Annotated in this window: 25 protein-coding genes and 1 other annotated feature; of the genes, 5 read left to right on the top strand and 20 right to left on the bottom strand. The window is 33.5% G+C overall.

Going from position 1 to position 25,644, the window contains the following annotated elements:
- Positions 1–49 precede the first annotated feature (49 nt).
- A complete protein-coding gene (locus tag QWC74_RS04750) occupies positions 50–724 on the bottom strand; it encodes a copper homeostasis protein CutC (RefSeq protein ID WP_006785664.1) in 675 nt (224 codons plus the stop codon).
- Between the two features lie 69 nt (positions 725–793).
- Between QWC74_RS04750 and QWC74_RS04745 the strand changes: the two genes are divergently transcribed.
- Positions 794–1,234 carry a staygreen family protein gene (locus tag QWC74_RS04745; RefSeq protein WP_006785663.1) on the top strand — a complete coding sequence of 147 codons (441 nt, stop codon included), beginning with the start codon at positions 794–796 and terminating at the stop codon, positions 1,232–1,234.
- Positions 1,235–1,269: 35 nt separating this feature from the next.
- On the opposite strand, the gene nagE is transcribed toward QWC74_RS04745, so the two are convergent.
- The 6 genes from nagE to QWC74_RS04715 form a co-directional block, all read right to left on the bottom strand.
- The gene (gene nagE, locus QWC74_RS04740; protein WP_006785662.1) at positions 1,270–2,691 is read right to left on the bottom strand and encodes an N-acetylglucosamine-specific PTS transporter subunit IIBC; all 1,422 of its coding nucleotides are present in this window, start codon (positions 2,689–2,691) and stop codon (positions 1,270–1,272) included.
- 267 nt (positions 2,692–2,958) lie between these two features.
- The gene (gene nagB, locus QWC74_RS04735) at positions 2,959–3,708 is read right to left on the bottom strand and encodes a glucosamine-6-phosphate deaminase (protein ID WP_039931082.1); all 750 of its coding nucleotides are present in this window, start codon (positions 3,706–3,708) and stop codon (positions 2,959–2,961) included.
- Between the two features lie 13 nt (positions 3,709–3,721).
- Positions 3,722–4,858 carry an N-acetylglucosamine-6-phosphate deacetylase gene (gene nagA, locus QWC74_RS04730; RefSeq protein WP_006785660.1) on the bottom strand — a complete coding sequence of 379 codons (1,137 nt, stop codon included), beginning with the start codon at positions 4,856–4,858 and terminating at the stop codon, positions 3,722–3,724.
- Positions 4,859–4,873: 15 nt separating this feature from the next.
- Positions 4,874–5,611, bottom strand: a complete 738-nt coding sequence (locus tag QWC74_RS04725) for a GntR family transcriptional regulator (protein ID WP_006785659.1) — start codon at positions 5,609–5,611, stop codon at positions 4,874–4,876.
- Between the two features lie 341 nt (positions 5,612–5,952).
- Positions 5,953–7,161: a hypothetical protein gene (locus QWC74_RS04720; RefSeq protein WP_006785658.1), complete on the bottom strand. Its 1,209-nt coding sequence runs from the start codon at positions 7,159–7,161 to the stop codon at positions 5,953–5,955.
- Between the two features lie 13 nt (positions 7,162–7,174).
- Positions 7,175–7,474 (bottom strand): cupin domain-containing protein, encoded by a 300-nt coding sequence (locus QWC74_RS04715; RefSeq protein WP_006785657.1) that lies wholly within the window; start codon positions 7,472–7,474, stop codon positions 7,175–7,177.
- Positions 7,475–7,966: 492 nt separating this feature from the next.
- Here QWC74_RS04715 and QWC74_RS04710 point away from each other — a divergent pair, with 492 nt between their 5' ends.
- Positions 7,967–8,407 (top strand): staygreen family protein, encoded by a 441-nt coding sequence (locus tag QWC74_RS04710; RefSeq protein WP_006785656.1) that lies wholly within the window; start codon positions 7,967–7,969, stop codon positions 8,405–8,407.
- A gap of 243 nt (positions 8,408–8,650) precedes the next feature.
- Here the strand turns inward: QWC74_RS04710 and QWC74_RS04705 are convergent, their stop codons facing one another.
- From QWC74_RS04705 to QWC74_RS04690, 4 genes are all read right to left on the bottom strand, one after another.
- Positions 8,651–9,532, bottom strand: coding sequence for a zinc ribbon domain-containing protein (locus QWC74_RS04705; RefSeq protein WP_006784064.1), 882 nt, complete (start codon positions 9,530–9,532; stop codon positions 8,651–8,653).
- Positions 9,533–9,644: 112 nt separating this feature from the next.
- Complete coding sequence (brnQ, locus tag QWC74_RS04700) at positions 9,645–10,985, bottom strand: branched-chain amino acid transport system II carrier protein (protein ID WP_040763839.1); 1,341 nt, start codon at positions 10,983–10,985, stop codon at positions 9,645–9,647.
- A gap of 347 nt (positions 10,986–11,332) precedes the next feature.
- Positions 11,333–11,591: a binding site (T-box leader), on the bottom strand.
- 83 nt (positions 11,592–11,674) lie between these two features.
- A complete protein-coding gene (locus QWC74_RS04695) occupies positions 11,675–12,994 on the bottom strand; it encodes a sodium-dependent transporter (protein ID WP_006784066.1) in 1,320 nt (439 codons plus the stop codon).
- A gap of 323 nt (positions 12,995–13,317) precedes the next feature.
- A complete protein-coding gene (locus QWC74_RS04690) occupies positions 13,318–14,211 on the bottom strand; it encodes a carbohydrate kinase family protein (protein ID WP_006784067.1) in 894 nt (297 codons plus the stop codon).
- Between the two features lie 201 nt (positions 14,212–14,412).
- Here QWC74_RS04690 and QWC74_RS04685 point away from each other — a divergent pair, with 201 nt between their 5' ends.
- The 3 genes from QWC74_RS04685 to QWC74_RS04675 all read left to right on the top strand — a co-directional run bounded on the left by QWC74_RS04685 (position 14,413) and on the right by QWC74_RS04675 (position 17,209).
- Positions 14,413–15,894: a YjjI family glycine radical enzyme gene (locus QWC74_RS04685; protein ID WP_006784068.1), complete on the top strand. Its 1,482-nt coding sequence runs from the start codon at positions 14,413–14,415 to the stop codon at positions 15,892–15,894.
- Positions 15,894–16,721, top strand: coding sequence for a YjjW family glycine radical enzyme activase (locus QWC74_RS04680; RefSeq protein WP_006784069.1), 828 nt, complete (start codon positions 15,894–15,896; stop codon positions 16,719–16,721). Before QWC74_RS04685 ends, QWC74_RS04680 begins: the two co-directional genes overlap by 1 nt.
- Before the next feature lie 104 nt (positions 16,722–16,825).
- Positions 16,826–17,209 carry a hypothetical protein gene (locus QWC74_RS04675; protein WP_006784070.1) on the top strand — a complete coding sequence of 128 codons (384 nt, stop codon included), beginning with the start codon at positions 16,826–16,828 and terminating at the stop codon, positions 17,207–17,209.
- Positions 17,210–17,581: 372 nt separating this feature from the next.
- Here the strand turns inward: QWC74_RS04675 and QWC74_RS04670 are convergent, their stop codons facing one another.
- The 9 genes from QWC74_RS04670 to QWC74_RS04630 all read right to left on the bottom strand — a co-directional run bounded on the left by QWC74_RS04670 (position 17,582) and on the right by QWC74_RS04630 (position 25,518).
- Positions 17,582–18,253 (bottom strand): ABC transporter ATP-binding protein, encoded by a 672-nt coding sequence (locus QWC74_RS04670; protein WP_006784071.1) that lies wholly within the window; start codon positions 18,251–18,253, stop codon positions 17,582–17,584.
- Between the two features lie 4 nt (positions 18,254–18,257).
- A complete protein-coding gene (locus tag QWC74_RS04665) occupies positions 18,258–18,836 on the bottom strand; it encodes a hypothetical protein (RefSeq protein ID WP_006784072.1) in 579 nt (192 codons plus the stop codon).
- Positions 18,837–18,896: 60 nt separating this feature from the next.
- Positions 18,897–20,096: an ABC transporter permease gene (locus tag QWC74_RS04660; protein ID WP_006784073.1), complete on the bottom strand. Its 1,200-nt coding sequence runs from the start codon at positions 20,094–20,096 to the stop codon at positions 18,897–18,899.
- A 4-nt stretch (positions 20,097–20,100) separates the two neighbouring features.
- A complete protein-coding gene (locus QWC74_RS04655) occupies positions 20,101–21,537 on the bottom strand; it encodes an efflux RND transporter periplasmic adaptor subunit (RefSeq protein ID WP_006784074.1) in 1,437 nt (478 codons plus the stop codon).
- 131 nt (positions 21,538–21,668) lie between these two features.
- A complete protein-coding gene (locus QWC74_RS04650; RefSeq protein WP_006784075.1) occupies positions 21,669–22,856 on the bottom strand; it encodes a cell wall metabolism sensor histidine kinase WalK in 1,188 nt (395 codons plus the stop codon).
- Complete coding sequence (locus QWC74_RS04645) at positions 22,849–23,052, bottom strand: winged helix-turn-helix domain-containing protein (RefSeq protein ID WP_202795343.1); 204 nt, start codon at positions 23,050–23,052, stop codon at positions 22,849–22,851. The genes QWC74_RS04650 and QWC74_RS04645 overlap by 8 nt, the downstream gene beginning before the upstream one ends.
- Complete coding sequence (locus tag QWC74_RS04640) at positions 23,052–23,534, bottom strand: response regulator transcription factor (protein WP_006784077.1); 483 nt, start codon at positions 23,532–23,534, stop codon at positions 23,052–23,054. Before QWC74_RS04640 ends, QWC74_RS04645 begins: the two co-directional genes overlap by 1 nt.
- A gap of 384 nt (positions 23,535–23,918) precedes the next feature.
- Entirely contained in the window at positions 23,919–24,368 is a 450-nt protein-coding gene (aac(6'), locus tag QWC74_RS04635; protein ID WP_006784079.1) for an aminoglycoside 6'-N-acetyltransferase, read from the bottom strand.
- A 157-nt stretch (positions 24,369–24,525) separates the two neighbouring features.
- Complete coding sequence (locus QWC74_RS04630) at positions 24,526–25,518, bottom strand: aldo/keto reductase (RefSeq protein ID WP_006784080.1); 993 nt, start codon at positions 25,516–25,518, stop codon at positions 24,526–24,528.
- Between the last annotated feature and the right edge of the window lie 126 nt (positions 25,519–25,644).

The following is a 25,644-nucleotide window of genomic DNA, read 5'->3' as shown; positions in this document are numbered from 1 at the left end:
ATTTTAACGTATAACTAACTCTTTGTATAAAAAAATATCTAAAAGTATGCTATTTTTTGGCTAAATTAACTAATCTCAAAAGCTCTTGTTTATCAATTTCACCAAATGGAGATTTGTTTATTCTAACTGCTGTTCCAAAGTGGAAGTCTGTAGCCCCTGTCTCTGTTTTTATCAAATTGAAATTATCAAGAGTTAGTCCTCCTCCTAATAAAACGTTAATGTGTCCTGACTTGGCAATCATTTGTTTAATCACATCGCCATTCTTCGTAATATGATTCAGTCCCCCTGCCGTTAAAATATTTGTAATCTGTGGATATTTAGATAATGTCTGAACACTTTCAAGTACATTTGTTTCATCTATGGCTTTATGAAACGTAACTTCTAATCCATTACAAACATTTAAAAGTTGTTTAAGTTGTTGTTCCTCAATCTGATTTTGACCATCTAATAGTCCAAGAACAATCCCATTTGCGCCCAATGATTTAATGATTTCGATATCCCGAATCATTAAATCTACTTCCTCATTACTATAATTAAAACTTTTAGCATGATGCCTAACCATGACATTGACTGGAATTTTCACACTTTTCACAACACTCTCAATAATAGCGTAGCTTGGCGTCAATCCCCCTTCTGTTAAGGCACTAACTAGTTCAATTCGATCAGCTCCACATTCTTCAATTGTTTTTGCATCTTCTAATGTCATTGCAATAATTTCTAGCATAAATATCCTCCCTTACATGTTCCGCTCACCTATATTCTCTCATAAATTATATTAAAAGGGGGCATATAGATGAATGAAGCTACATCTGATTATATTTGGATTAATGATGAATTAAATAATTTTAATCAAATTATTCCTAGACGATACACATTAGTACATGATCCTAATATCTCAGACTTATTTCTTTGTATCAACCATGAATTCATGTATCAACATTTAATTTCTAGTGAATTTAAATTATTAGGTGAATGGACAACTTATGATGAAAAAAAATATCTGTATTATATTTATATCGATGTTGATTTCATTCATCCAACTAAAAATTTAAACCCTATTGATGCTTTAATTGCGGAGCTTCCTCGTTTAATCAAAGCTATCAAATACGGAGATTGTTCTTTTTTTTCTCAACATGAGCAGTTATTAGATTCATCCATTTATCTTTTTCTTCATTCTAAAGATCCTACTCTTGATTGTATAAAATACGTCGGGTTATTTTCTGATTATATATAAAAAAGGAGTCCGATATTCGACTCCTTTTTTTGATATTAAACTAATGCTTTCATTGCATCTGCAACGAATTCTACATTTGTTCCAACAATGATTTGAACATTTGTTTTACTTAATCTAACAACTCCGCGTGCTCCAATTGCTTTTAATGCTTTATCCTGTACTAATGTAGCATCTTTTACTTCTAGACGAAGGCGTGTTGCACAGTTATCGATTTTAACTAAGTTTTGACTTCCACCTAAACCTTCAATGTATTTTTTAGCAAGTTCATTATAATCTCCTGAAATTACTGTATTTTCAGTGAACTCCTCGTCGTCTTCTTCACGACCTGGTGTTGGTAAGTTTAATTTTGTAATTAAGAAGTAGAATACTACAAAGTATAAAACTGCCATTCCTAATCCAACTAATAAGATTAATAGTGGTTTAGTTGCAAAATTAAAGTTAATTGCATAATCAATAAATCCTGCTGAGAATGTAAATCCATGTAAGATTCCTAATGAATCAACAATAAATCCTGAAATTGCAGAAAGTACTGCATGCACGACTAATAAAACTGGTGATAAGAAAATAAATAAAAATTCTAGTGGCTCTGTTACCCCTGTTAAGAAAGCTGTTAAAGCAAGTGATAGTAACATTCCTCCCACTGCTTTACGTTTTTCTTTTTTAGCTGCAAAGTAGATTGCAAGTGCTAAAGCAGGTAAACCAAACATCATAACTGGGAAGAATCCTGCCATAAAATGACCAGCCGTTGGATCTCCTTCAAAGAAGCGGTTTAAGTCACCTGTTACTCCATTGTATTCCCCTAATTGGAACCAGAAGAATGAGTTTAATACATGGTGTAATCCCATTGGAATTAATAAACGATTAAAGAACATGAATCCTGCAACACCAAAGGCTCCCATTCCGGCAATTCCAACTGAAGCATCCGATAAAGCATTTTGAATCGTTGGCCAAATCATTGCTAATGGAATTGCAACAACAAATGAAATTAAACCAGCCATAATTGGAACTGAACGTCGTCCCCCAAAAAACGCTAAGAATTCTGGTAACTTAGTATTACGGAATCGGTTATAACATAATCCTGCAATAACCCCAGCTAAGATACCACCTAAGAATGAAATATCTAATGTTTCAGCCACTGCCTCTGCATAGTTATTTGTCCAATATGTTGCTGTTACATTTGTTAACGTTAAGTAAGTAATGACCCCTGCAAGTCCAGCTGCACCATTTTGATCATCTGATAAACCTACGGCAACCCCTACTGCAAATAATAGTGGTAAATTATTAAATAATGCAGACCCAGCTGCTGCAAAATACGGTAGAACATTTTCAACAAACGCTCCTGATCCTAATGCTTCAATAACGTCTGGTTGTCCAAGACGTAACATTAATCCTGCAATTGGTAAACAGGCGATCGGTAGCATCAGTGATTTTCCAATGCGTTGTAAAAACTTAATCATATTACTTCCCCCTACACTTTATTAAGATATCGATAAAAATAATAAGCTCTATCCATAGATCATTATTTTTATGCAAAATATTTGTCCATCAACTGGTTATGATAAAATGCCTTTTCTAAGTGGTCTATACCAATTGTGCATCTATAGTTTAAATGAAATCGTTTTCCATTTCAAGTGTTTTTTATAAAAAAAGAGAAAAAAATGATATTTTATATAATTTAATAGAAAAAAAGAGAGTATTTCGTTGTTGAAATACTCCCTTTTTTATTAACATCGTTTATAGTCCTCTTCAGAAAGTAAACTCGCCGCCTCAGCATCTAAAATTAAAACAATATCACTGTGGAATTGTAAAATAGAAGCTGGAACTTCCGGACGTACTTTTCCATGCACTGTATCATAGATTGCTTTGGCCTTACCTGCTCCTGAAGCCAGTAACATAATTTTTCGGCTTTTAAAAATTGATCCTGTTCCCATTGTAATAGCTTGCTTTGGTACCTCTTCTAAACTATTAAAGAATCTAGCATTTGCTTCTCTTGTTGATTCATCTAATTCTACCACATGAGTTCCTTTTTCAAATAGAATCGTTGGCTCATTAAATCCAATATGAGCATTGTTTCCAATTCCAAGAACCTGAATATCAATTCCTTCAGAGTTTGCAATAGCTGCATCATAATTTGCACATTCCGCTTCAATATCTGAAGCCATCCCATTTGGAATATGAATATTTTCCTTTAAAATATTCACATGCTTAAATAGATGTTCATTCATAAAATAATGATAGCTTTGATCATTGCTTTCAGGAAGTCCATAATATTCATCTAAGTTAAAAGTTTGGACTTCTGAAAAATCTAATACACCACTTTGATACATTTTAACCAAATTTCCATACATCCCAATTGGCGTACTTCCTGTTGCTAACCCTAAAACAGAATTTGGTTTTAATGTAATTTGACTTAAAATCATTTGTGCTGCTTTTTTGCTCATTTCATCATAATTTTCACATACTAAAATTCTCATCATTAACACCCCTCTACGCTAAATGATTAAAAATAATACGACCTTCTGAAATTGCTAAGTGACAGTTCATTTCCTCATCAAAGATTGAGATATCCGCATCTTTTCCCACATGTAAACTTCCTTTATAATCATCAATTCCAATTGATGTGGCTGGATTTAAAGAAGCCATATGAATTGCCTCATTAATCGTAGCATTCGTATTTTGTAAGAAGTTATAAACTGCCTTATTCAATGTTAAAACACTACCTGCCAAGCTTCCACTTTCAAGTCGTGCCGCTCCATCTTTAACATACACATCTTGTCCACCAAGGTCATATTTTCCGTCTTTCATACAACCTGCTCTCATACTGTCCGTAATTAAAACAACTTTATGTTTACCTTTATTATCTAAAACAAACTGGAATAAGCTTTTATTAATATGAATCTTGTCAGCAATCATTTCGCAATAACAATTGCTTGTTAAAGCTGCTCCGACAACTCCTGGCTCACGATGATTGAGTGGTGTCATGGCATTAAATAAATGTGTCACATGAGATACTCCATAATCTATAGCTTCCATCGCCTGATCATAAGTTGCATTTGTATGACCAATCGATAACGTAATATCAGTTTTGTCTTTTACTTCCTTTGTAAATGAATAATCATCGTCCATCTCCGGAGCGTATGAAACTAATTTAATAACATCCGTATAATCCTCAATAAATTTATAACTTGGCTTTACAATATATTGTTCCGGTTGAGCCCCCTTATAAATGGCATTAATAAATGGACCTTCCATATGGGCTCCCATAACTTTTGCTCCATCAAATTCTTTACTCATACATTCACGAACCACTTTTAATGCTCCATAAATATCCTCAGGGCTCATCGTCATTGTTGTCGGTAAAAAAGATGTCACACCATTCTTAACAATCCCTTCACTAATCGTTTGAATAGCCTCTACACTTTGATCCATCGTATCAGCTCCACAACTTCCATGAACATGAACATCAATAAGTCCCGGTGCAACATAATTCCCTCTTGCATCAATCACCTCATGATTAGCAGGAACTTCATCACTAATTTCGACAATTTGTTTATTAAAAACTAAAACTTTATTTTCAAGAACTTTATCTGGCATAATAATCTTTCCGTTTACTATTGCGTACATACTCCACCTCTTTTATTAATTTTCATTCAATACAACTTCAAACTCATGTTTATCCGTTAGGAAAATAGACGATGTATACTCCATCACTTCCTCAAACTCTGTATAAACAACACGGTCAATTTTAAGTGCTAAAGTATTAATTTCACACTGTAATAAACCGGCTTGCTCTTTAGTAATCATAACAGGCGTAATCACTTGCTCCGCCCTTACAATCTTATGCTGATACCTTTCCTTATATAGTTGATATAATGAGTTTTCTTTTATTAAGTTTTCTGTTAAATCCGGACACATATCTTGATTAATATATACAGTCTCAAGAATGAATGGATCGTTGTCGATTGAACGGAGACGTTTAATCTTATAAACTAACGAATCTAAGTTTAATAAATTTAACTTCTCTCTTACATTTTTAGAATAAGTATCTAGATTAAACACAAGCAATTCATTTTCAACTTGATATCCTCGTTTAGTCATGATTTCTGTAAAACCTTCTAACTTTTGATATCGATGTTTTTTCTTTTTATATGCTACAAATGTTCCTTTACCTTGATGACGATTTAAAAGTCCTTCATTGACTAAACTTAAAATCGCTTTGTTAACAGTCATTCTACTAATTTCTTGATGCTTACAAATGTCTCGTTCAGACATTAAAAAACTTCCCTCTTTTAATTCTTCTGTTTCAATCATCTCTTTAATAATAGAAGAGAGCTGAATATGAAGTGGAACTTTTGAGTTCTTATCCACTTTCTTCACTATTTATCCGCCTCTTTCAGTGTTTACTTATATGACAATTTAAAATGGTATATACCAATTTCATCATACTTCTATTTTAATTGAAATCGTTTTCTAAATCAAGGGGTTTAAAAATGATTCTAAAAATATCATATAAAATCAAGATTATCCTAATCCGCTTCTCTCATTTTAATTATATATAGTTTCTATAATGAATTCTTGTCATATCAAAGCTACCTTCCTATTTATATTCATTGCTGCTAGAATCCCCTACTTTTACACCAAGATATATGATTTAGATGGAATCAATGATGGGGGCTATGAAACAGAATAAAACGCAAGACGGAATCACGTCTTGCGTTTTATTTTTTTACATCTAAAATTTGATTTCCTTCTAAATGACCATAATATTGAAAATTCGTGTTTAAATTTTCAAGTAATGTGACTTCTTTTCCATCGGCTAATCGTCGTACTAAGTTTAATTTATCTTTCCCTACAAATTGTAGAAACACTAACTCATTATTTTCAATTTCTTGTGGATAAAAATCAAAAGTTTTTTTACTTTGGGTTAGTTGTGTTGATTTCTTAGTGGTTAAATCATAGACATAAAGATGATTACTGCCAAGTTCAAATGGTTTATATTCTTTCGGTACTTCTAATCCCGCTGAATAATATAACTTAGAACCATCAAATGAAAATATAGGACTCATGGCTGTCATTTCATTTGATAATATTGGAATCATTTCTTGACTTTTAACCTTAAAAAAATAGAGATGCTTATTCTCATTCATAACTCGGCCTTCACCTTCTATAAGGGCGACCACATCATTGGATATCGGATTAATCGCTAAATTGTCGAGATAAACTAGCATTGTAATCTGATTAAATTTTATAAATGTATCATTAGACGTATCATACATCCCTAAATTAACACCATCTGCTGTGATTGATCCTGAATTTGGCTTACACCAAATATAGATCAACTTTCCATCTGAAGAGAGTTTTGCAATTGAAGGGTTAAAACCAATCGATGTTTTCGTCACAGGTTCATAACCAATTAAAATTGATTCATCAAGACTCTTTGAATCATATTCTACAATCCCAATCGGCCAATTATAATCAGGCACAATAGCATATTTCTTCGCAAATAGGACGCCCTGATTATTCATCTTCAATTCATCGTATACATACCCTGCTCTTTCAAGAAAGAGTGAAAATTCATGAGTCTCTAGATTAAATTGATACACATTCCCTTCATTCTTTGAGAAGATTAACTGATTTTCATGCCAGATATAATCTTTAACACCCTCCACTTTAATTAACATTTCTTCATTATTAACAAGTGACGATATATATAAATTGGATTTTTCATCTTGATAGGCAACATACGATTTACTTTCTGATATAAGAGGTTTAAGAAATTTATCCCCTTGATTCAAGATAGTAGTCTTATTGTTTTCTAAATTAATCATGACGACTTGATTCTCAGTCATCGCAACAACCGCTGACTGGGCCAACACTGAGTAAGATTGAATCATTACCATCAAAAATAGTAGGATGATTTTCTTCATAATCATTTCCTTATTATTCTAATGATGCAGAAATTGTAACTAATACCTGACTTTCTAGCGTTGCTAAAACATCATGTTCAATACGAGCATCAAACTCTAAAAAGTCACCACTATTCAACTCATAGCTTTCACCATTACTAAAACTCATGCTGATTTCACCTTTAATAACATGAATCGTTGCATATCCGTTATGGCTATGCTTTGGAAGTCCCTTTCCAACTTCAAAATTAAAACAAACCGTACGAAACCTAGGATTGTTTGCAATTAATTGCTTTGCTTCTTTTAACTCATTTAACTTATAAAATTGACTCATAATATGACCTCCATTTCAACTTTATTATGGATATTTAAAATCATACTATGAGTCAATCGCATATAATGTATTATCAAAAAAGCTGAGAGTCCCGGTTATCCAAACGTAAAAGTCTTATTCAATTGTCGCTGACACGGTTTTGTCAGTGTACAATTGAGAGACTTTATAGTCTGGATGGGACTCGAAGCTAGATTAATTCACCCCAGACAAAGTTATTCTATACTTAAAAACCAAGTAAGAATAACTTTGTCTGGATAAGATGGTCTAAACTTCACTTACATTCAGTTAGAGCCATCTAAAAGATTGAAAATCCTGCTTAACTCTCTCAAGTGAAGAAAAGATAGAATTGAAAAATTGACTGCATTCTTTTCGAACTGTAACAAAGAGTTGTGATTTGCGATGAGTAAACTCAGGATAACTGACTACTATGCTTCGATTTACTCAGCAAGTAGATGTAAAAGTTAGATTGAAATCTATATTGGAGGCGATATAATGCGTAATTTTACCCCAGATAAACTGTGGATTAACTATCAATTACGCAATTTAAATCAATTAAATCCTAGACGATACACATTAACGCATTCCGATGAAACAGGCGACCTATTTCTAGTCATTAGCTCTGACTATGCTTACGATAAATTAACTGCTATGCGTGATGAAGTACTTGGAGAATGGACAACAAAAGACTTTCAAAACTATTATTTTTATGTTTATGTTCGATTAGACGGTGAAGACGGGACAAAATCTACCGCACGCCGAAATGAAATATTTATTAAGGAACTACCTACCGCACTCAAAGCTATTAAATATGGAGACCCCTATCTCTTTACCGTTTATCCACAATTCAACTCTGCACCAATATATATCCATTTCCAATCAGACGACCCAAAATATAATCGAATTGAATATTATCAGACATTTAATGAGTATTAAATAACCAAGATAAGAGTTATTCTATATAGAAACAGAAATGTATTTCACTATTATAAATGAGTCTCAGTACTGAAGTCTTTTTGATCCTTAGGCATCACTATAGTCCAGTTAAAAGTTTTCCAAGTGTGAAAAACTTATCTGGACTTATATTAAAAAATCCCTTCTCTATTTTTGAGAAGGGATTTTTTAATATAAGTATTGTAACAAAATTCTAAAGCTTTTAGATCATGCTATTTTTCATCTTTAATTTTCAAGCCAGCTACCATCAAAGAACGATTTGATTCCATCTCCAATTGCTTGAAGTCCGTCTTTAATCATTTCTCCTAATCCTTTAGGTTGCTCCTGTGGTGCCTCTTCAATAACTGGAGGAGTGTTTAACGCATCTTGAATTGTTTGTTTAATATTCAATAACGTTTCATTAGTTGGATCAATTTCTAAGCCTTTCATAATTTCATTCACGGCTTTCTCATAGTCTTCTTGTTCTAGATAATCTAATGCCTTTGCTCCTATTTCTTGTAGTTGCCATCTTTGAATCGATTCTAAATAACGAAGTGCAAAATCGTAATTTGGATCTAATGGTAATACGGCTTCAAATGAAGCTTTAGCATTGTCCCACTCTTTTGCCTCAATCCATGACTTTCCTTCATTATATGCTTGGCGTGAACTATTTAACGATTCTAATTGAGTCATAATGGTATTGACTTCATCTGTTTGAATAACATATAACTTAATTTTTTCAAGTCGACGAACAGCTTCTTTATAAAATAATCCATCTGATTTAAAAGCATCTAAAATTGATTGAGCTTCTTCAATCAGGTATGCATCAAATTCAGTTTTTTGTTCTTTTGAAAGCTTACTTTCAACATTTTCGTAAGCTGTTAAATCATCTGATTGATAGGCTTCTTTTGCAAGTTCAAGTTGATTGGGTCTAAGAATCATCCATGCGATGATCATTGCTAACCCTATTCCTAATATACTCATAACGCTAATTAAAATTCGTCTATTTTTCGTTTCAAAATTTTTAGATTGTGTCACGACATCATTAGATTCATTTAATGGCTTTCCACATCCACTACAATACGTAGCCTGATCTAAGTTCTCGAAATCACAGTGTTTACATTTCAATAGTTATTCCCTCCTAATTCTTCACCTACTATCAATATACCACAAAATAGACCATGTAAAAAGGAGGGGGAATTTTTGTTAAATTTAAAAGGAGGCATGGCCTCCTCACTTATTATTCTGCTAAATAGTCTGAAACTGATTCTGTTTGTTTACTCGATATAAACTCATATAAACCCCCGATAACCAATCCAAGAAGGGCTGGAATTACCCATCCTAATCCTTGTTCATAAAGAGGTAATTTTTTTAATAGCGTCGAAACAAATCCAAACTGTAACCCAACTTGGCCTAAAGCATCTAAAATACTAATTGTGGCGGTGAATAAAATAGTTAAGCTATAGACAGCACGGCTTCCATTGATAACGCGATTGACCATGGCTAAGATGATTAGCATAATGGCAACTGGATAGATAGCATTTAAGATTGGAACTGAGATTCCTAAAATTTGATTTAATCCCATATTCGCTAACACCATGCTCACTAACGATAAAATAGCCGCCCAATGTTGATAAGTTAATTTAGGTGTTAACGTTGCAAAATATTGTCCACAAGATGTAATTAATCCAACACATGTTGTTAAACAAGCTAATGTAAAGACAATGGCTAAAAGAATCGCTCCCGGTTGACCAAAGATATAAGTCATGACATTAGTTAATGTTTGAGCTCCATTTTCAGTCGCTCCGTATAAGCCCCCACTCATCGCACCTAAATGGCCTAGAATTGAATAAATTAAAATTAATAAAATTCCGGCAAAAATTCCTGCTTTAACCGTTGTACTGACAATCGCTTTTTCATCTTCTAGTCCTTTTGACTTAATTGCTAATGCAATCACAATTCCAAAATTTAATGCTGCGATCGTATCCATAGTTAAGTATCCATCTAAAAACCCTTGAACAAACGCAGAACTTTTATAATTACCTGTTGCAACTCCGTAAGTTCCTAGTGGTTTTAAAATAGCCCCTAAAACAATCAAAGAAATTAAGATTAATAAGGTTGGTGTCAAAACTTTCCCCATTCGATCTACTAACTTTGTTGGCGTTAAGGATAACCAATACGCAATAACAAAGAAAACTGCTGTAAATAATAAACGCGCTAATGCAACCGAGAAATACTCTGGTAAATAAGGTGAGACTGCCATTTCAAACGGTAAACTTCCTGCACGTGGAATCCCAAGTCCAGGACCAATTGATAAATAAATTAATACAGTAAAAACTGACGCAAAAACAGGATTCACACGATTTGCTAAATTATATAGCCCCTTAGATTTTGCAACTGCCACAACTCCAAGAACCGGAAATCCTACAGCTGTAATAAAAAAACCAAGCATCGATATCCATGTATTAACCCCCGCTGACTGACCTAAAAACGGTGGAAAAATTAAATTTCCTGCTCCAAAGAATAAAGAAAATAACATCAAACCAACTAACAATAAATCTTTTCTTGATAACTTATTCATTAAATCGTCTCCTTCTTGTGTAGGGAAATCCCCCTTTAATAACATAACTCCATATAAACACTTTCAATTTCTAATATCACCACAAATATCTGACTCCATAAAAATTCCCCCTTTCAAATAAAAACACATATCATCATGCCAAGTAGCTATTAGACTCTCAACTATCCTCCTCTAGCAGGTAATAAAATCCCCTGGAGTCCTTATCCTCTCATAGAGAGGTTTCCTCAACCAATGGGGTAATTCTAAATATAAAAAAAGCCCCTGGGCCCCCATGCTAAGTAGCCGTTAGGCTCTTAGCTCCCCTCCTCTAATGGGGTAATTCCACATAAAAAAAGCCCCTTGATTAATCAAGGGACGAAAATTCTCCGTGGTACCACCCAAATTCTATAATCTAAAAAAGACTATAGCACTCTACTCATCTCACCTTTTATCAGGCTTTAATGACTTTATTTGATAACGGGAAAAGAGACCCGATAAGACTTACTTTTATTTCAGCCTTACTTCTTCGAGATGATTTTCAGTTAATTCATGACCATCGATTCTCAGCTAACATCGACTCTCTGTGAGATATTAAACTAACTTACTCTTTCTCTTCAACGAATTTAAATGATGTGTTAGGAGTATGTTATCACCTCATGTACACATTGTCAACACATCTCAAACACATTTATTACAGTTTATTCCATTCATTAACCGATACCTCCGTAAATAATCCCCAATAAAATAACAAGGATTGTCATTGGCACGAAAATTAATTTTCCAAAATAAACAAATGATTTTCCTAATGAGTATTTAGCACCTTTATTAACTTCGTCTAAAATATCCCCTTTGTATAAGTAAAAGAATGCAATTGCTGTAATCATTGTGCCAACTGGGGATAAAATAATCGTTATAAAGTCTGCAAACAAATTAAACCATTCCATATTAACAGCTAATGGTATCGCAAGCAGTAAGCAAATCAATGAGATGATAATGGTTGATTTTGCACGGGATAAATGTCTACTTGTCATTAACGCTTCAACAGGTCCCTCTAACATCCCAATTGATGAGGAAATAGCAGCAAAGATAATACTTAAGAAAAAGATAATAGCCATAATATTTCCATATGGCATCACTTTAAAAATCGCAGGTAATGTAATGAAAAGTAACGCGGGTCCTGATGCCGGATCAAATCCGAAAGCAAAGGTCGCTGGAACGATGATAAATGATGCTAGTAAAGCGGCTATTGTATCAAAGATAGCCATTTGAAATGATGCTGAAACAATATCATATCCATCATTTGTATAACTTCCATAAACAACCAATGAACATCCACTCAGAGAAACCGAGAAAAAGGCCTGCCCAAGGGCTATTACCCAAGTATCAACTTTTAATAAATACTCCCATCTTGGTTTTAATAAGTATTCGATTCCAACTTCCGCTCCAGGTAATGTGACAGAACGAATAATTAAAATGATAAATAGGATTAAAAGAAGTGGCATGGCAATTTTATTTAGTTTTTCAATGCCTTTTGCAACACCTATTTTCACAATTAAAACAGTTGTTAACATGGCGATAATTAACCAAATAACGGATGATGTTGAACCAGCAAATTGATTAAAAAATGCGGTAGCATCCAAAGTCATTAACTCTCCTGTTACACTTAATATAAAGTATTTTAATATCCACCCGACTACAACAGAGTAAAACATGAAAACTCCTGCTACCCCAAGCACTGGTATTAAAGAAATTATTTTTGCACCTTTTAGTTTACGCGATCTAAATATTTCACGAATTCCAGTCGGTGCTCCTGCCTTAAAAAGTCGTCCGAATGAAAACTCCGTAATAAGTCCAGTTGTTCCTAATATAAAAATAAAGATGAAATATGGAATTAAAAATGCAGCTCCTCCATAAGCGCCTAAGCGATATGAGAATAACCATATATTCCCGAGTCCAAGTGCGGCTCCAACACATGAAATCAAAAAGCCAAATTTGGAACTAAATGTTTCTCGTTTATTGTTAACTGACATGATTTTTCTCCTTTCACAACTATAACGATAAAATTAAAAGGGCCACATTGAAGTTACAATGTGACCCTTTTTGCCTAGGATAATAAAAAGGTCACATTGTTTAAACTCTATGTGACCACGAAAAATATATTTGGTCATCATAGATACTACCGTATACGGCTTGTATCTATGATGAATGACTTCAATCTAAGAATACAAACCTGTCTAGTATGACCAGTTACGCCAATTATTTAATTGCACATTAAATGTATTCATTAGAAATCGTCTCCTTTTTAATTTTATCTTTATAGTTAACTAGATTATAGATTTATCACCTATAAATGTCAATTATAATATTTTAAAAAGTGCTGTTCTACTAACTCTGCACTTAATTTTTCATGCGCTAGTTCATATGAGCTAATGCAAAGTCCCCCTAAAATAGTAGCATATTTCATACAGTCTATTATTGATTTCCCATTCAAATACGCATATAAAAAACCACTAAAGAAACTATCACCTGCACCGTTCGCATCTTTAAATTTATAATCAGAAATAATCGGAAGTTCAATCCATTCGCCCGTTTTCGTTAGGGCTGTTGCCCCACCACTACCATGTGTACAAACAATTAATTCTTTCCCCTGACTCATCCATTGCAACATCGTTTCATGATATTCTGGTAAATTATCTGAGCTAACAAAGATGTAATTAGCTGCTTCAATGTATGGTTGGTGATATTGATTTTCCAGATTATAATCATGTAAATCAGTCCATATTGGTTTTTGATGTTTTTCGATAAGTTTGATGAGCTGTTTTGTGTAACTGATGATATTTAAAACGACGATATCACATTCCATAATTAATTTCTCTAAGCGCTCTAAATCTAATGCTGGTTGAGCAGAACCTTGTGTCACAAAAATAGAAATTCGTTGTCCAAGTGGATCAAGTAAATTCACATGTCTCTCTGTTCCGAGTGGATCAAAGTCGTACTCAAAATTTACACCAGCGTCTTTTAATTTTCGAATAATTTTATGACCATATTCATCGTCTCCGATAACTGAATGAAGCGTCGTATCAATCCCGAGTTTTGTTAAATTTAAAGCTTTCCCCGCTCCTGTTGAACCTAATGTTTCATTAAGTGGTGAGCTCGCAAATAATGTTTGTGGCTGACCTTGTGGCAATTTATCTAAATAAACAATCGAATCGAATGTTGTTCCGCCAATCACTAATACTTTCTTCAAAACTATCCCCTCCCCTGTAGTCTCACTATCTATTCAATTATATTTTAACGCTTACATTTTTTGTGACCATTCTGTGGATTAAATGTAAAGATTAGTTAAAATCTACTGTAGTCTAGCTGCTTTCAAACATGTTATAATGAACTCTTACACAAATCGTCAAGTAATGACATCATGTAAGAAAATAATCTATGAGGTGAGAGTATGAACGGTGTTGAACAAATCGTTAAAGATAAAACATTAACATTCGAACAAAAAGTTGTATCTTTAGCACGTTTTGCAGAAAACAGTGTTGAAGTTTTAAATATTTCAGAAGAAACTCAAAAATTACGTGATGCAGGGATTATCTGTGATTTATTTGAAGGAAACGTCCCTTACCGACCACGATATATCCTTCCTAACTATGAAAAGTTCATGAAAGAAGGTTCAAAATTCTTACAATTAGAGCCACCGACAAATATTTGGGAAGCAACAAACTACTTATTAATTTTCTATAAACATGTTCCATCTATTACGACGATGCCAGTTTACATTGGAAATATCGATTACTTATTAGAGCCATTCATTGTAGATGAAGAAGAAGCAAAATTAGCAATTCGCTTATTCTTAACACAATTAGACCGCACGATTACAGATTCATTCTGCCATGCTAACTTAGGGCCAAAACCAACTCGTGCTGCTAAAATCATTTTAGAGGTTGAGCGTGAACTTGAAAACGCGATTCCAAACTTAACATTAAAGTATAGTGAAGAAACACCAGATGACTTAGCGATTGAAGCGATTAAAACTGCTTTAAAAACGGCTAAACCAAGCTTTGCAAATCATGCAATGTTTACAGAAGATTTAGGTGACTATGGGATTGCAAGCTGCTATAATGGACTTCATGTTGGCGGAGGGGCCCATACACTAGTTCGTATGCGTTTATCAAAGCTAGCTGAAACTGCATCTGACATTGAAGATTTCATGAATAATAAATTACCTCATGCAATGACTTGCATGGCTAACTATATTAACGAACGTATCCGCTACATTGTAGAAGAAAGTACATTCTTTGAAACAAACTTCTTAGTAACAGAAGGATTTATCTCTAAAGATCGCTTTACTTCAATGTTTGGACTTGTTGGACTTGCTGAATGTGTCAACATCTTATTAAAAGCAGAAAAATTAGAAGATAAATTCGGACATTCGAAAGTTGCTGATGATTTAGGAGTTCGCATCATGGATACAATGGAAGATTTCATTAAAAACTTTGAAAGTAAGCATTGTACAGTGACTAATGAGCGTTTATTACTTCACGCTCAAGTAGGTATCGGAGATGATATTAATACAAGTCCGGGTGCTCGTATTCCTATTGGTGAAGAACCAGAGCTTTGGAAACACTTAAAACAAACAGCTCGATTCCATAAATACTTTCCTTCTGGAACTGGGGATATCTTCCCATTCGAATTAAATGCCGCGAACAACCCTGAATTTATCTTGAATATTATTCAAGGGGCTTTCAAAGAGGGAATGCGCTACTTCTCATTATACTCATCAGATGCTGATGTGATTCGTATTACAGGATACCTTGTTAAACGTAGCGAAATCGCAAAATTAGATCAAGGAATTGCAACATTACAAGATACGGTTGTTTTAGGTCAAGGACAAGTTCGTAACGGTAAAGTTTACGATCGCAAGGTACGATAATGAAGGGATATCTAAATAAGATTATCCCATTTAGTTCCGTGGATGGTCCTGGTAATCGAACAGCTATCTTCTTACAAGGATGTAATTTTGAATGTGTTTATTGTCATAATCCTGAAACAATTAATCACTGTATTAATTGCAGTATGTGTGTAAGTGCCTGCCCTGTTCAAGCTTTATCTCGCGTGGATCGTCTCGTTAAATTCGATGTTTCAAAATGTGTGGAATGTGATGCCTGTACAAAAAAATGTCATCGTAATAGTACCCCAAAATATAAATTACTGACTGCTGATGACATTATGAACGACATCATGAATTATCGCCCATTTATTCAAGGGATTACAGTATCGGGGGGAGAATGTACCCTACAAGCTCCTTTCCTAATTGAACTTTTCAAAAAAGCAAAAGAAGCGGGATTAACTTGCTTCATTGATACAAATGGTTCGACTGATTTGTCTCTTCAACATGACTTAATGTCGTTAACAGATGGTGTCATGCTTGATGTTAAAGTATGGGATTCAGTCATCCACAAAAAATACATTAAGGCACCCAATGATATGGTATTAAAAAATTTAGACTACTTAATCAAAACAAAAAAACTTTATGAAGTTCGTACCGTTATCGTTCCAGAACTTTTTGATAATGAGGAAACGATTCGTGAGGTAGCCATTCGTATTAGCGGACATGATATCAGATATAAGCTGATTAAGTACCGTAACCTCGGAGTTAGAAAGAATTCATTGAACATGCAAACACCAAGTGATAAGATGATGGCTCATCTTGAAAATATCGCTCATGAAGTTGGATGTTTAAATACGATTGTGGTCTAAATGTAGTGGGTATCGATTGGATTACAAAAAGGTGTTTTCTATACGAAAACACCTTTTTTGTGCTATTTTATAGTATAATGACGAAGGACAAAGGAGGACATTTTATGCCAATTAAAATTCAAAAATTAACATTATGGTTTTATATATTCTTTTTCAGTAGTTTATATTCTTTATCAAAATTAGGAAGTTATGCCAATCAAGGAATGACAGCATTGATAGTAGAGTTATTGATTATCTTTTTCTTTATGGCAATTGGTATTTATTTCTTAATTAAACGTAAAAAAGCAATTGAACAAATAAGAGATAAAACAAACTATCAATCTCTTTATAAACATGAATGGACAACTGCTGCAATTGTATGTGTTTGTAGTGTCATTGACTCATTTTTCTTAACAAAGATTGCTTACTTTGCTTACTTAATTGCTGTTTTTTATCATTTATATTGGTTCTTAAAACATTATACAATGAACTCAAAGAAAGACGTTTAATCGTCTTTTTTTGTTTCATTTGATAAAATAATTCCACATGAAATGAAATAAAGAAATGAAACATCCTATCATACTTTCAATATTAGGATTTTACTTGTTCTTTGGTGGAAGAATTATTTTTTGTCCTGATTGAGATAGGTTTATTATGCTTAATTTATCATCAAAATGATCTTAAATTGCATTCAAAACATTTTATGATTTTAAAAATATATCGGCATGAAATCGTAATCGCAATTCTAGTTTGGCATTGTTATTTTTATTCCTAACATTCTAGTATTTCCTACCACCTACATTCTTGGAGTCTTTCGATTTCTATAGTATTTAACGTCTTGAAATATTAAAAAAAAGCTGCCAAATTAAAGGACAGCTTTTTTATTCACTTAATACACCATCATTTAAATAAACGATTCTTTTGCTAGAGTTAGCTACATTTTTATCATGCGTAATCATCACAATGGTATTTCCCGCTTCATTTAAATCCTTAAATAATTCTAATATTTCTTTTCCCGTCTGTGAATCTAATGCCCCTGTTGGTTCATCTGCTAATAATAAAGAAGGTTTAGTTACAAGTGCTCGTGCAATTGCAACACGTTGTTGTTGACCTCCAGAAAGTTCATTTGGTTTATGAGCGATTCTATCCCCTAACCCGACCATCTTAATACTTTCCATTGCCACCTCAGTTGCCTCATGTCTCGACATTCCTCTAATCAGTAAGGGCATAATCACATTCTGTAAAACTGTATATTGTGGAATTAGATGATACCGTTGAAAGATAAAGCCTATATATTGATTACGAATTAAGGCTAAATCATGATCATCACAGTCATGTACTGCTTGTCCATCAATGAAATATTGCCCTTCATCTAGAGTATCCATCCCACCTAGTATATTCATTAAAGTTGATTTTCCTGATCCAGATGCCCCAAGTATCGAAACAAACTCACCCTTCTTTACCTCAAAATCAATGTTTTTCAAAACATGAAGTGACTTATCTCCTAGTCCATATGATTTATTAATATCTTTTAATTGAATTAAAGTTTCCATATGTCTACTCCATAATATCTACTGCAAATACTTTTTGATTGTCCTCTTCTCCATCCATCGCAATCGCAATAACCGATCCTTCTTTAATATCATTAATACTTCCCTCTCCACCGGTTAAATAGTTTAAAATAGTCGTTCCCGTTGGAATTGTAAAGCTTTTTGTTTCACCTGTATACTCTAACTCTAAAGGTTCCTGTTCTCCTATCAGTAAACTAAAATTTCCACCTTCAACATCTGATGGCATAGCAGCAATACTATCGGTGACAGTAACAGCCTGTCCTATTTCCATTCCGCCTTCTAATTCAATTTCTCCCTCTAATGCCTCTAACTCCTCCTCCGAAAGTTCAAATGGGTTTTTAGCTAAACTCACTTCAATTTCATTTCCAATAATACTTTTAACTTTTCCATAAACTTGCGTTACATTTTGAAAATCTGCTGTTTCATTATCGCCAGGTGATATAACTGTCCCTTCACCTGCTACTTCTTGTTTAGGTGTCTCCTTGTCTGTTGGTATGTTAGACCCACATCCTACTAAACCTACTAATACCATTGTACTAACTGTTGTCATTACTATCTTTTTCATCTTTATCTTCCTCTCATTTTTATTATTTTTGGTACATTGTTTACCCGAATTACAATGTTTCTACTCATATGACAATGCTTCGATTGGTTTTAATTGTGATGCTTTATATGCTGGATATAGTCCGAAAAGGGTTCCTGTAATCATTGCAAATATAATCGCAATAATTTGCCCTTCAATCGAAGGTGATACGGGTGTATTCGTATATTTCATCAATGGCATTAATAGATAGCTAAGTAGCACTCCCATAATGCCACCAAACGTACTAATAATCACTGATTCAAAAAGGAATTGTAGTAAAATCTCTTCTTTCGAACTTCCTAACGCTTTTAAAATTCCTATTTCTTTCGTTCTTTCTTTAATGGATAAGAATAAAACGTTCATGATTCCAATTCCACCCACAATAAAGACAATCGTCGCCATTGCAATCAGTAGCATATTCATCGTTCCTGCTGATTGAGTGGCAGCTTCAATACGACTTCCTGCATCTTCTAACGTGTAATAACTACCATCATCTAAAACATAGTTTAGTGTACTTTTCATCTCTTTCATCGAAAACTTAACGGTTGATAAGTCTTTAGATAAAGCGACAATTTGAGGCATTGTATACTCATTAAGAATTGATTGCTCTGCTGTTGTAAATGGAATGAAAATCGTATCATCTGCACTTAATCCTTGAAGTCCATCTCCTTTTCGTTCTAATATTCCGATAATCGTAAATGCTTTATCTCCAATTCTAATCGTACTCCCAATAGCTTCTTCTACATTAGGATAATATTTCTTTGCAATGCCCTCACCAATAACCGCTACACTCGTCATTTCTTCAACATCAAATTCAGAAATATTCTCACCATAAGCTGTTTCAAGATTTGAAACTAATGAATATCCTTCTGTCACTCCAGTCACGGAAATATATTCAGTTTTTCCATTTAACGTTACTTCGCTATAAGCATCCCCCCTTAAATAAATACCCTTAAGTGTCTGGCTTTCATCCATCATCTGTTCCATAAGATCTTGTGTTAATTTAGGAATTTCACTAAAATCTTTATTTCCTATCTTCATGTAATCCAAATTAACATAAACAGTTTCGGCACTTAACCCACTAAACTGTGCCTTTACTTCTTCTTCTCCCCCACGACCAATGGCAATAACCATGACAATCGTGACCGATCCCACAATAATTCCAATTGAAGTTAACATTACTTTTACTTTGTTTTGTAGAATGTTAATCATAACGATGCGTAGCATTTCTAATAACTTCATCTTTTTAACCTCCTACTACAACAATGTCACCTTCACTTAAACCATTTTTAATTTCACTGACACGACCATCAGAAAACCCCGTTGTAATCTCAACGTCTTCAATTGTTCCATCTTCACGTTTTACCTTTACCATCTGTTTTCCATCAACTAACGTAATGGCCTTATTAGATAATATTAAAACATCCTTCACTTCTTTAATGATGAACTTTGCATTTACCGTCATTCCTTCAAGAAGTGCACGTTCAGTCGAATCTAGTTCAACAGTTACCTTATAAACAACTGATCCACCTTCATTACTAGGGACATAATTAATAGACTTTACTTTAGCCATTAACTTTTCACCAGGATATGCATTTACCTCTAATTGAACAACTTGTCCTTCTTCTAATTTATTGACATCATTTTGTGATACCCCAATTACAGCTGTCACCATATCTAATGTTCCAATCGTAACGACTGGCTTATCAGTTGAAGTCATCGTATTTGGTGTATACCCAAGCGATGTTACAATTCCGTCTACATCCGATACTAAGGTATTATTTTCACTTAATTCTTTTACTTTAGAAATTTCTTTTTGAATTTTCTCCACTTCCATAGAAGCTAACTGAATTGATTGATCCATCTCAATCAATGTTTTATCATTTATTTGTTTATTACTTGATGCTTCCTGTTGTTCTTTTTGCACTTCCTTATCACGACGCCAATCTATATCATTTTTACGAGCAATCGCATCGTTAATTTGTGCTCTGACGCTTTCTTCTTGTTGTTCTAAATCCGATAATTGCTGTCTTAACTGTTGAAGTTCTTCATCAGAATTTAATAAGATTTCAGGATTAGTTCCTTCCTCCTCTAAATCAGGTGCTTCATTGTTAGCTTGTACCTGAGTTACTTCTAACTCATTAATCTTTTGCGTAATTTCATGCTTTTTAGTTTGAATATTTGCTAACTGCTCATCCAATTTTTTAAGTTCTGATTCAACAACAGATTTCTCACTGTTATATTGTTCCTGACTAGATTGTGTAACCTGGTTCCACGATTTTTCATTATTTAAAATATTGAGTTCCTTAGCATTCTTGGCTTGCTCTAATGCCATATTTGCTTTAGTTAATTGTTCATTTAAATCTTCTAACTGCTTTTGGATTGCTTCACCTGAAATCTTAGCAAGAGGATCTCCTGCTTTAATCGCATCTCCTACCTTTACAAAAAACTCTTCCACCATAACCGGTTCGGAAAAATTATAATCTTTTGCCTCGAGCTTTAAACTTCCTGCTCCATTGAATCCCGCTACGATGTCACCTCGACTTACTGGATACTCTCTAATTGGTTCTACGAACTCTTCATCTTTATTTGCATTTGCAAGTGTGACACCACTAATAATACAAATGACTAAGATAAGGCTAGCTAGACTAATGATTTTCTTTTTAGACACTTTCTTCTTCATAATTCCTCTCCTCTTATATTTCCATCTTAAATTCTCTCTCGCTTTTACACACCTATCTTAACAAATACTTGGTTAAGATTTGGTTAAGAGCTATTTAAACAAAAAAAATCTCTATATTGAAATAGAGATTTTTAAATCGGTAATATAACTTTAAAAATACTTCCTCCATCTGGATTCGGTAAATATTCAATCGTTCCTTGGTGACGCTCAATCACATCTTTTGTAATAGCAAGCCCAAGACCTGCGCCACCAAATTTACGCGAACGTGACGGATCAACACAATAAAAAGCATTAAAAATATGTTCTGACTGTTCCTTTGGAATTCCAATTCCAGTATCTATGACCTCAACTATCAAAGATTGTTCTTCTACACTTGTTCTAATAGCAATCGACCCTTTATCATGATTATACTTAATCGCATTTTGAATTAAATTAGAAAAAGCATGCGTTAACATAATCTGATTAGAGGTCATCGTGATATCACATGGTTCATACTCTACTGTTAAATTTTTAGATTCAATAGCAGTCTTTAAATCTTCTAAAATATCAATAAATACATAGTCTAAATAAACCTCATCACTTAATTCATAATCTTGTTGAGCGGATAAAATAAACAAATGATCAACTAAATTAATCATTCGTTCTGTTTGCTTTTTCGCCACCTCTACGAAGTTTTGATAATCGTCTATTTCCACATTGGCATCCATTTCTAATACATCTAGTTTTGTTTTAAGGACCGTTAGCGGTGTCTTTAATTCATGTGCAGCATCCGATGAAAATCGCTTTTGTGATTCAAAAGCACGATCTAATCGATCTAACATCATATTAAAAGAATGCGATAACTCTTGTAACTCCCCCGATGTATTAAATCCGATTAATCGTTGAGAAAGACGTTTTTCATTTATTAATTCTATTTCATCACTTAACTGTTTGACAGGATTTAGAAATTTTCCAAGAACATAATAAATAAATCCTGCTGCCACAATAATAATTAAAATCATAGAACCAAATGCCGATAACCTAAAACTACTTGTTCCAGCGGCAATTACTTCCTCCGCATAAGACAGACTCACTATTGATTCTACAGGCATCATAAATTCAATAGATTGATCTATCTCATACATGTATGGGTTCGTTGAATCCAAATACTGTCCAGATTCAATAAAGCTTGGGGCTGTTGTTAGAGCTGAATACATAGGGGCAACTAGAGTTTGATTTACATTATAAACAGATGTCACTGTTAAAATAACGGATACAATAACTAAAATCAATGTTGTTAAAATCGTCATTTGGATTCGAAGTGATATATTTTTAAACATTTGAATCACCTCTTTCATGAATAATATAACCGGCACCCCTAATATTTAAAATGATGTCTTCTTTACTATAAACACTTAATTTTTTACGCAACGTGCTAATGTGTACCTTGACTGCATTCGAAAACATATCATTATCGCTATGCCAGACATGCTCCATAATTTCCTCCGCACTAACCGCTCGACCTTTATGAAGCATTAAATATTCAAGAATGCAAACTCCTTTGGTGATAACTCAACAGGTTGTTGATGATACATCACACATCTTTTTGCTGTATCGATTATTAAATCACCGTGCTTTAGTTGTGTATTTTGTTGAATAAATGTTCGTCGTAATAAGGCCCGTGTACGTGCTAATAATTCTCCAAAATCAAACGGTTTAACTAAATAATCATTTGCTCCTTTATCAAGACCTTCAATGCGCTGCGAATAATCAGAACGTGCTGATAAAATCAAGATTTTACATTCTTGATCCCGTTTTCGAATCTCGGTTAAAATATCCAGTCCATCCATTGAGGGTAAATTCAAGTCTAGTATAATCAAATCATAATCATTTATATATGAAAGTTCGAGCCCATCACGTCCATCTGTTGCCATATCTACAACATACCCATTCTTCTTTAATCCGTGAGCCAATGCTTCAATTAAATCTTCTTCATCTTCTATTAATAAAATCTTCATCATATCACCTTCTTAATTTTTATTTTAATTATACGTTAATGAAGGTTAAGAATCAGTTAAATTTAATAATGGTACAGTAGATAAATTTATAGTATATTATGTCTCAATAAAAATTTAAAATCTATTAATTACATCTAATTTTTTTCATCTACTCCATCATTAAGTTCATAGAATGTCATTTCCTCTTCATTTTTGACATATAATTTAATGAGACTCAAATTCACTTTATCGCTTAGAAGGAAGTGAGATGATGAATCAGTTTAATGCAAAAACAGCCGCTATATGCATTATTTTATTTATTGTGTTTGTTTTATTATTTACTAACTATTTTGATGACGTAAAAAGAGGAAGCCCATTTTAATAAAGGACTTCCTCTTTTTATAGTTATTCAACTAATGACTTTGTAAAACAAATAATTCGATTTGCTTCTTTAAATCCTACGCGACTATGGAAGTTTAAACTTTCTACATTGCTTAACTCACAATCACTTGCAAATTCTTCACATTCATGTGCTCTTGCCCAATCTTCACATTGCCTTAATAATTCTTGGCCAATTCCTCTTAGACGGTATCCTTCTAAGACCAATAATCCTTCAAGATAACCAACTGGGGTATTTTTTGTTCCTTCAACATAATCATTTCTTAAAGAAACTTGAGAAAAGCCAACGGCCTCTTTTACTTCTTCATCATAGGCTAAGAAAAAGGCCCCCTGCTTACTATTAATTGTTTCATAAATTTCTAATGCGATGGCATGCATAGAATGCTCAGGCCATAACATTAAAGCCAATCTTGCAACTTCTAATACATCTGCCTCTGTTGCTTGTCTAATATTCATTTTTACCACCCATATAACTTCTATTATTTTTAATACTTCATTATTTGTCTAAATCATCAAATATATTCAGTTTTACAACTTAATAATCATTCAATTACATTTAGATGATTATATCGCTCTTCATTTATTAGATGCATCAGACATTTCTTATGATTAATTAGATCATTTTTCCTAAAAGAATAGCGTCTATCATTTTTAACTCTTCTGCACTAAACTCTGTCTGATGAACGGCTTCTTTTGTATCAATAATCTGGCTCGTACGACTTGCTCCTACAATAACAGAAGTCACTGTTTGATTTTTCAAAACCCACGAGACTGCCATTTGGGCCAAAGATTGTCCTCTACTCTGTGCTATCTTATTTAATAGTTTTACTTTTGCTATTAATTCAGGCGTAATATCTGATGCTTTCATTTCATCCTTTCCAGCACGAGAATCTTCTGGTATTCCATTTAAGTATCGATTGGTTAACTTACCGCCTGCCATTGCAGAAAACGTAATGGCTCCAATCTTTTCTCTTTCAAGTAAATCAAATAATCCCTCTTCATTTGTACGATTTAACATAGAATAATTTGTTTGATGAATTAAGCAAGGTGTTTTTAAATCTTTTAAAATTGCTAAGGCTTCCTTGGTTTCCTCCACATTATACTTAGATAATCCAATGTATAAAGCTTTTCCCTGTTTAACCGTCTGAGCGAGTGCGCTCATTGTTTCTTCAATTGGAGTTTCCTTATCTGGTCGATGATGATAAAAAATGTCCACATAATCTAAATCCATTCGTTTTAAACTTCGATCAAGACTGGCCAGTAAATGTTTTTTAGAACCAAAATCCCCATACGGACCTTCCCAATTTTTATATCCTGCTTTTGTTGAAATTAATATCTCATCACGATAATGTTTTAAATCGTCCTTTAAAACACGACCAAAAGTCATTTCCGCAGCACCTACAGGAGGTCCATAATTATTGGCTAAATCAAAGTGATTAATACCATGATCAAATGCCGTTGTAATCATCTCACGACTGTTTTCATAAGATGTCGTATCCCCAAAATTGTGCCATAGACCAAGTGAAATAGCCGGTAATTTTAATCCGCTATTACCACATCGGTGGTATGACATTTTCCCATAACGCCAATCATCTGCCCTATACATAACGTCCTCCTTTTTGAAGTTTTATACCCCTTAATAAAAACACTTACATTTTCTAATTATTTTTTATTATACCTGAGTTGTCAATTTAAATCAGACAATTATTCATCACAAACTAAGCAATTGGAA

This window comes from uncultured Turicibacter sp. (assembly GCF_938044715.1).
GTDB classification, from domain to species: Bacteria; Bacillota_I; Bacilli_A; order MOL361; family Turicibacteraceae; genus Turicibacter; species Turicibacter sanguinis.
This window is presented reverse-complemented; position numbering and strand designations above follow the sequence as displayed.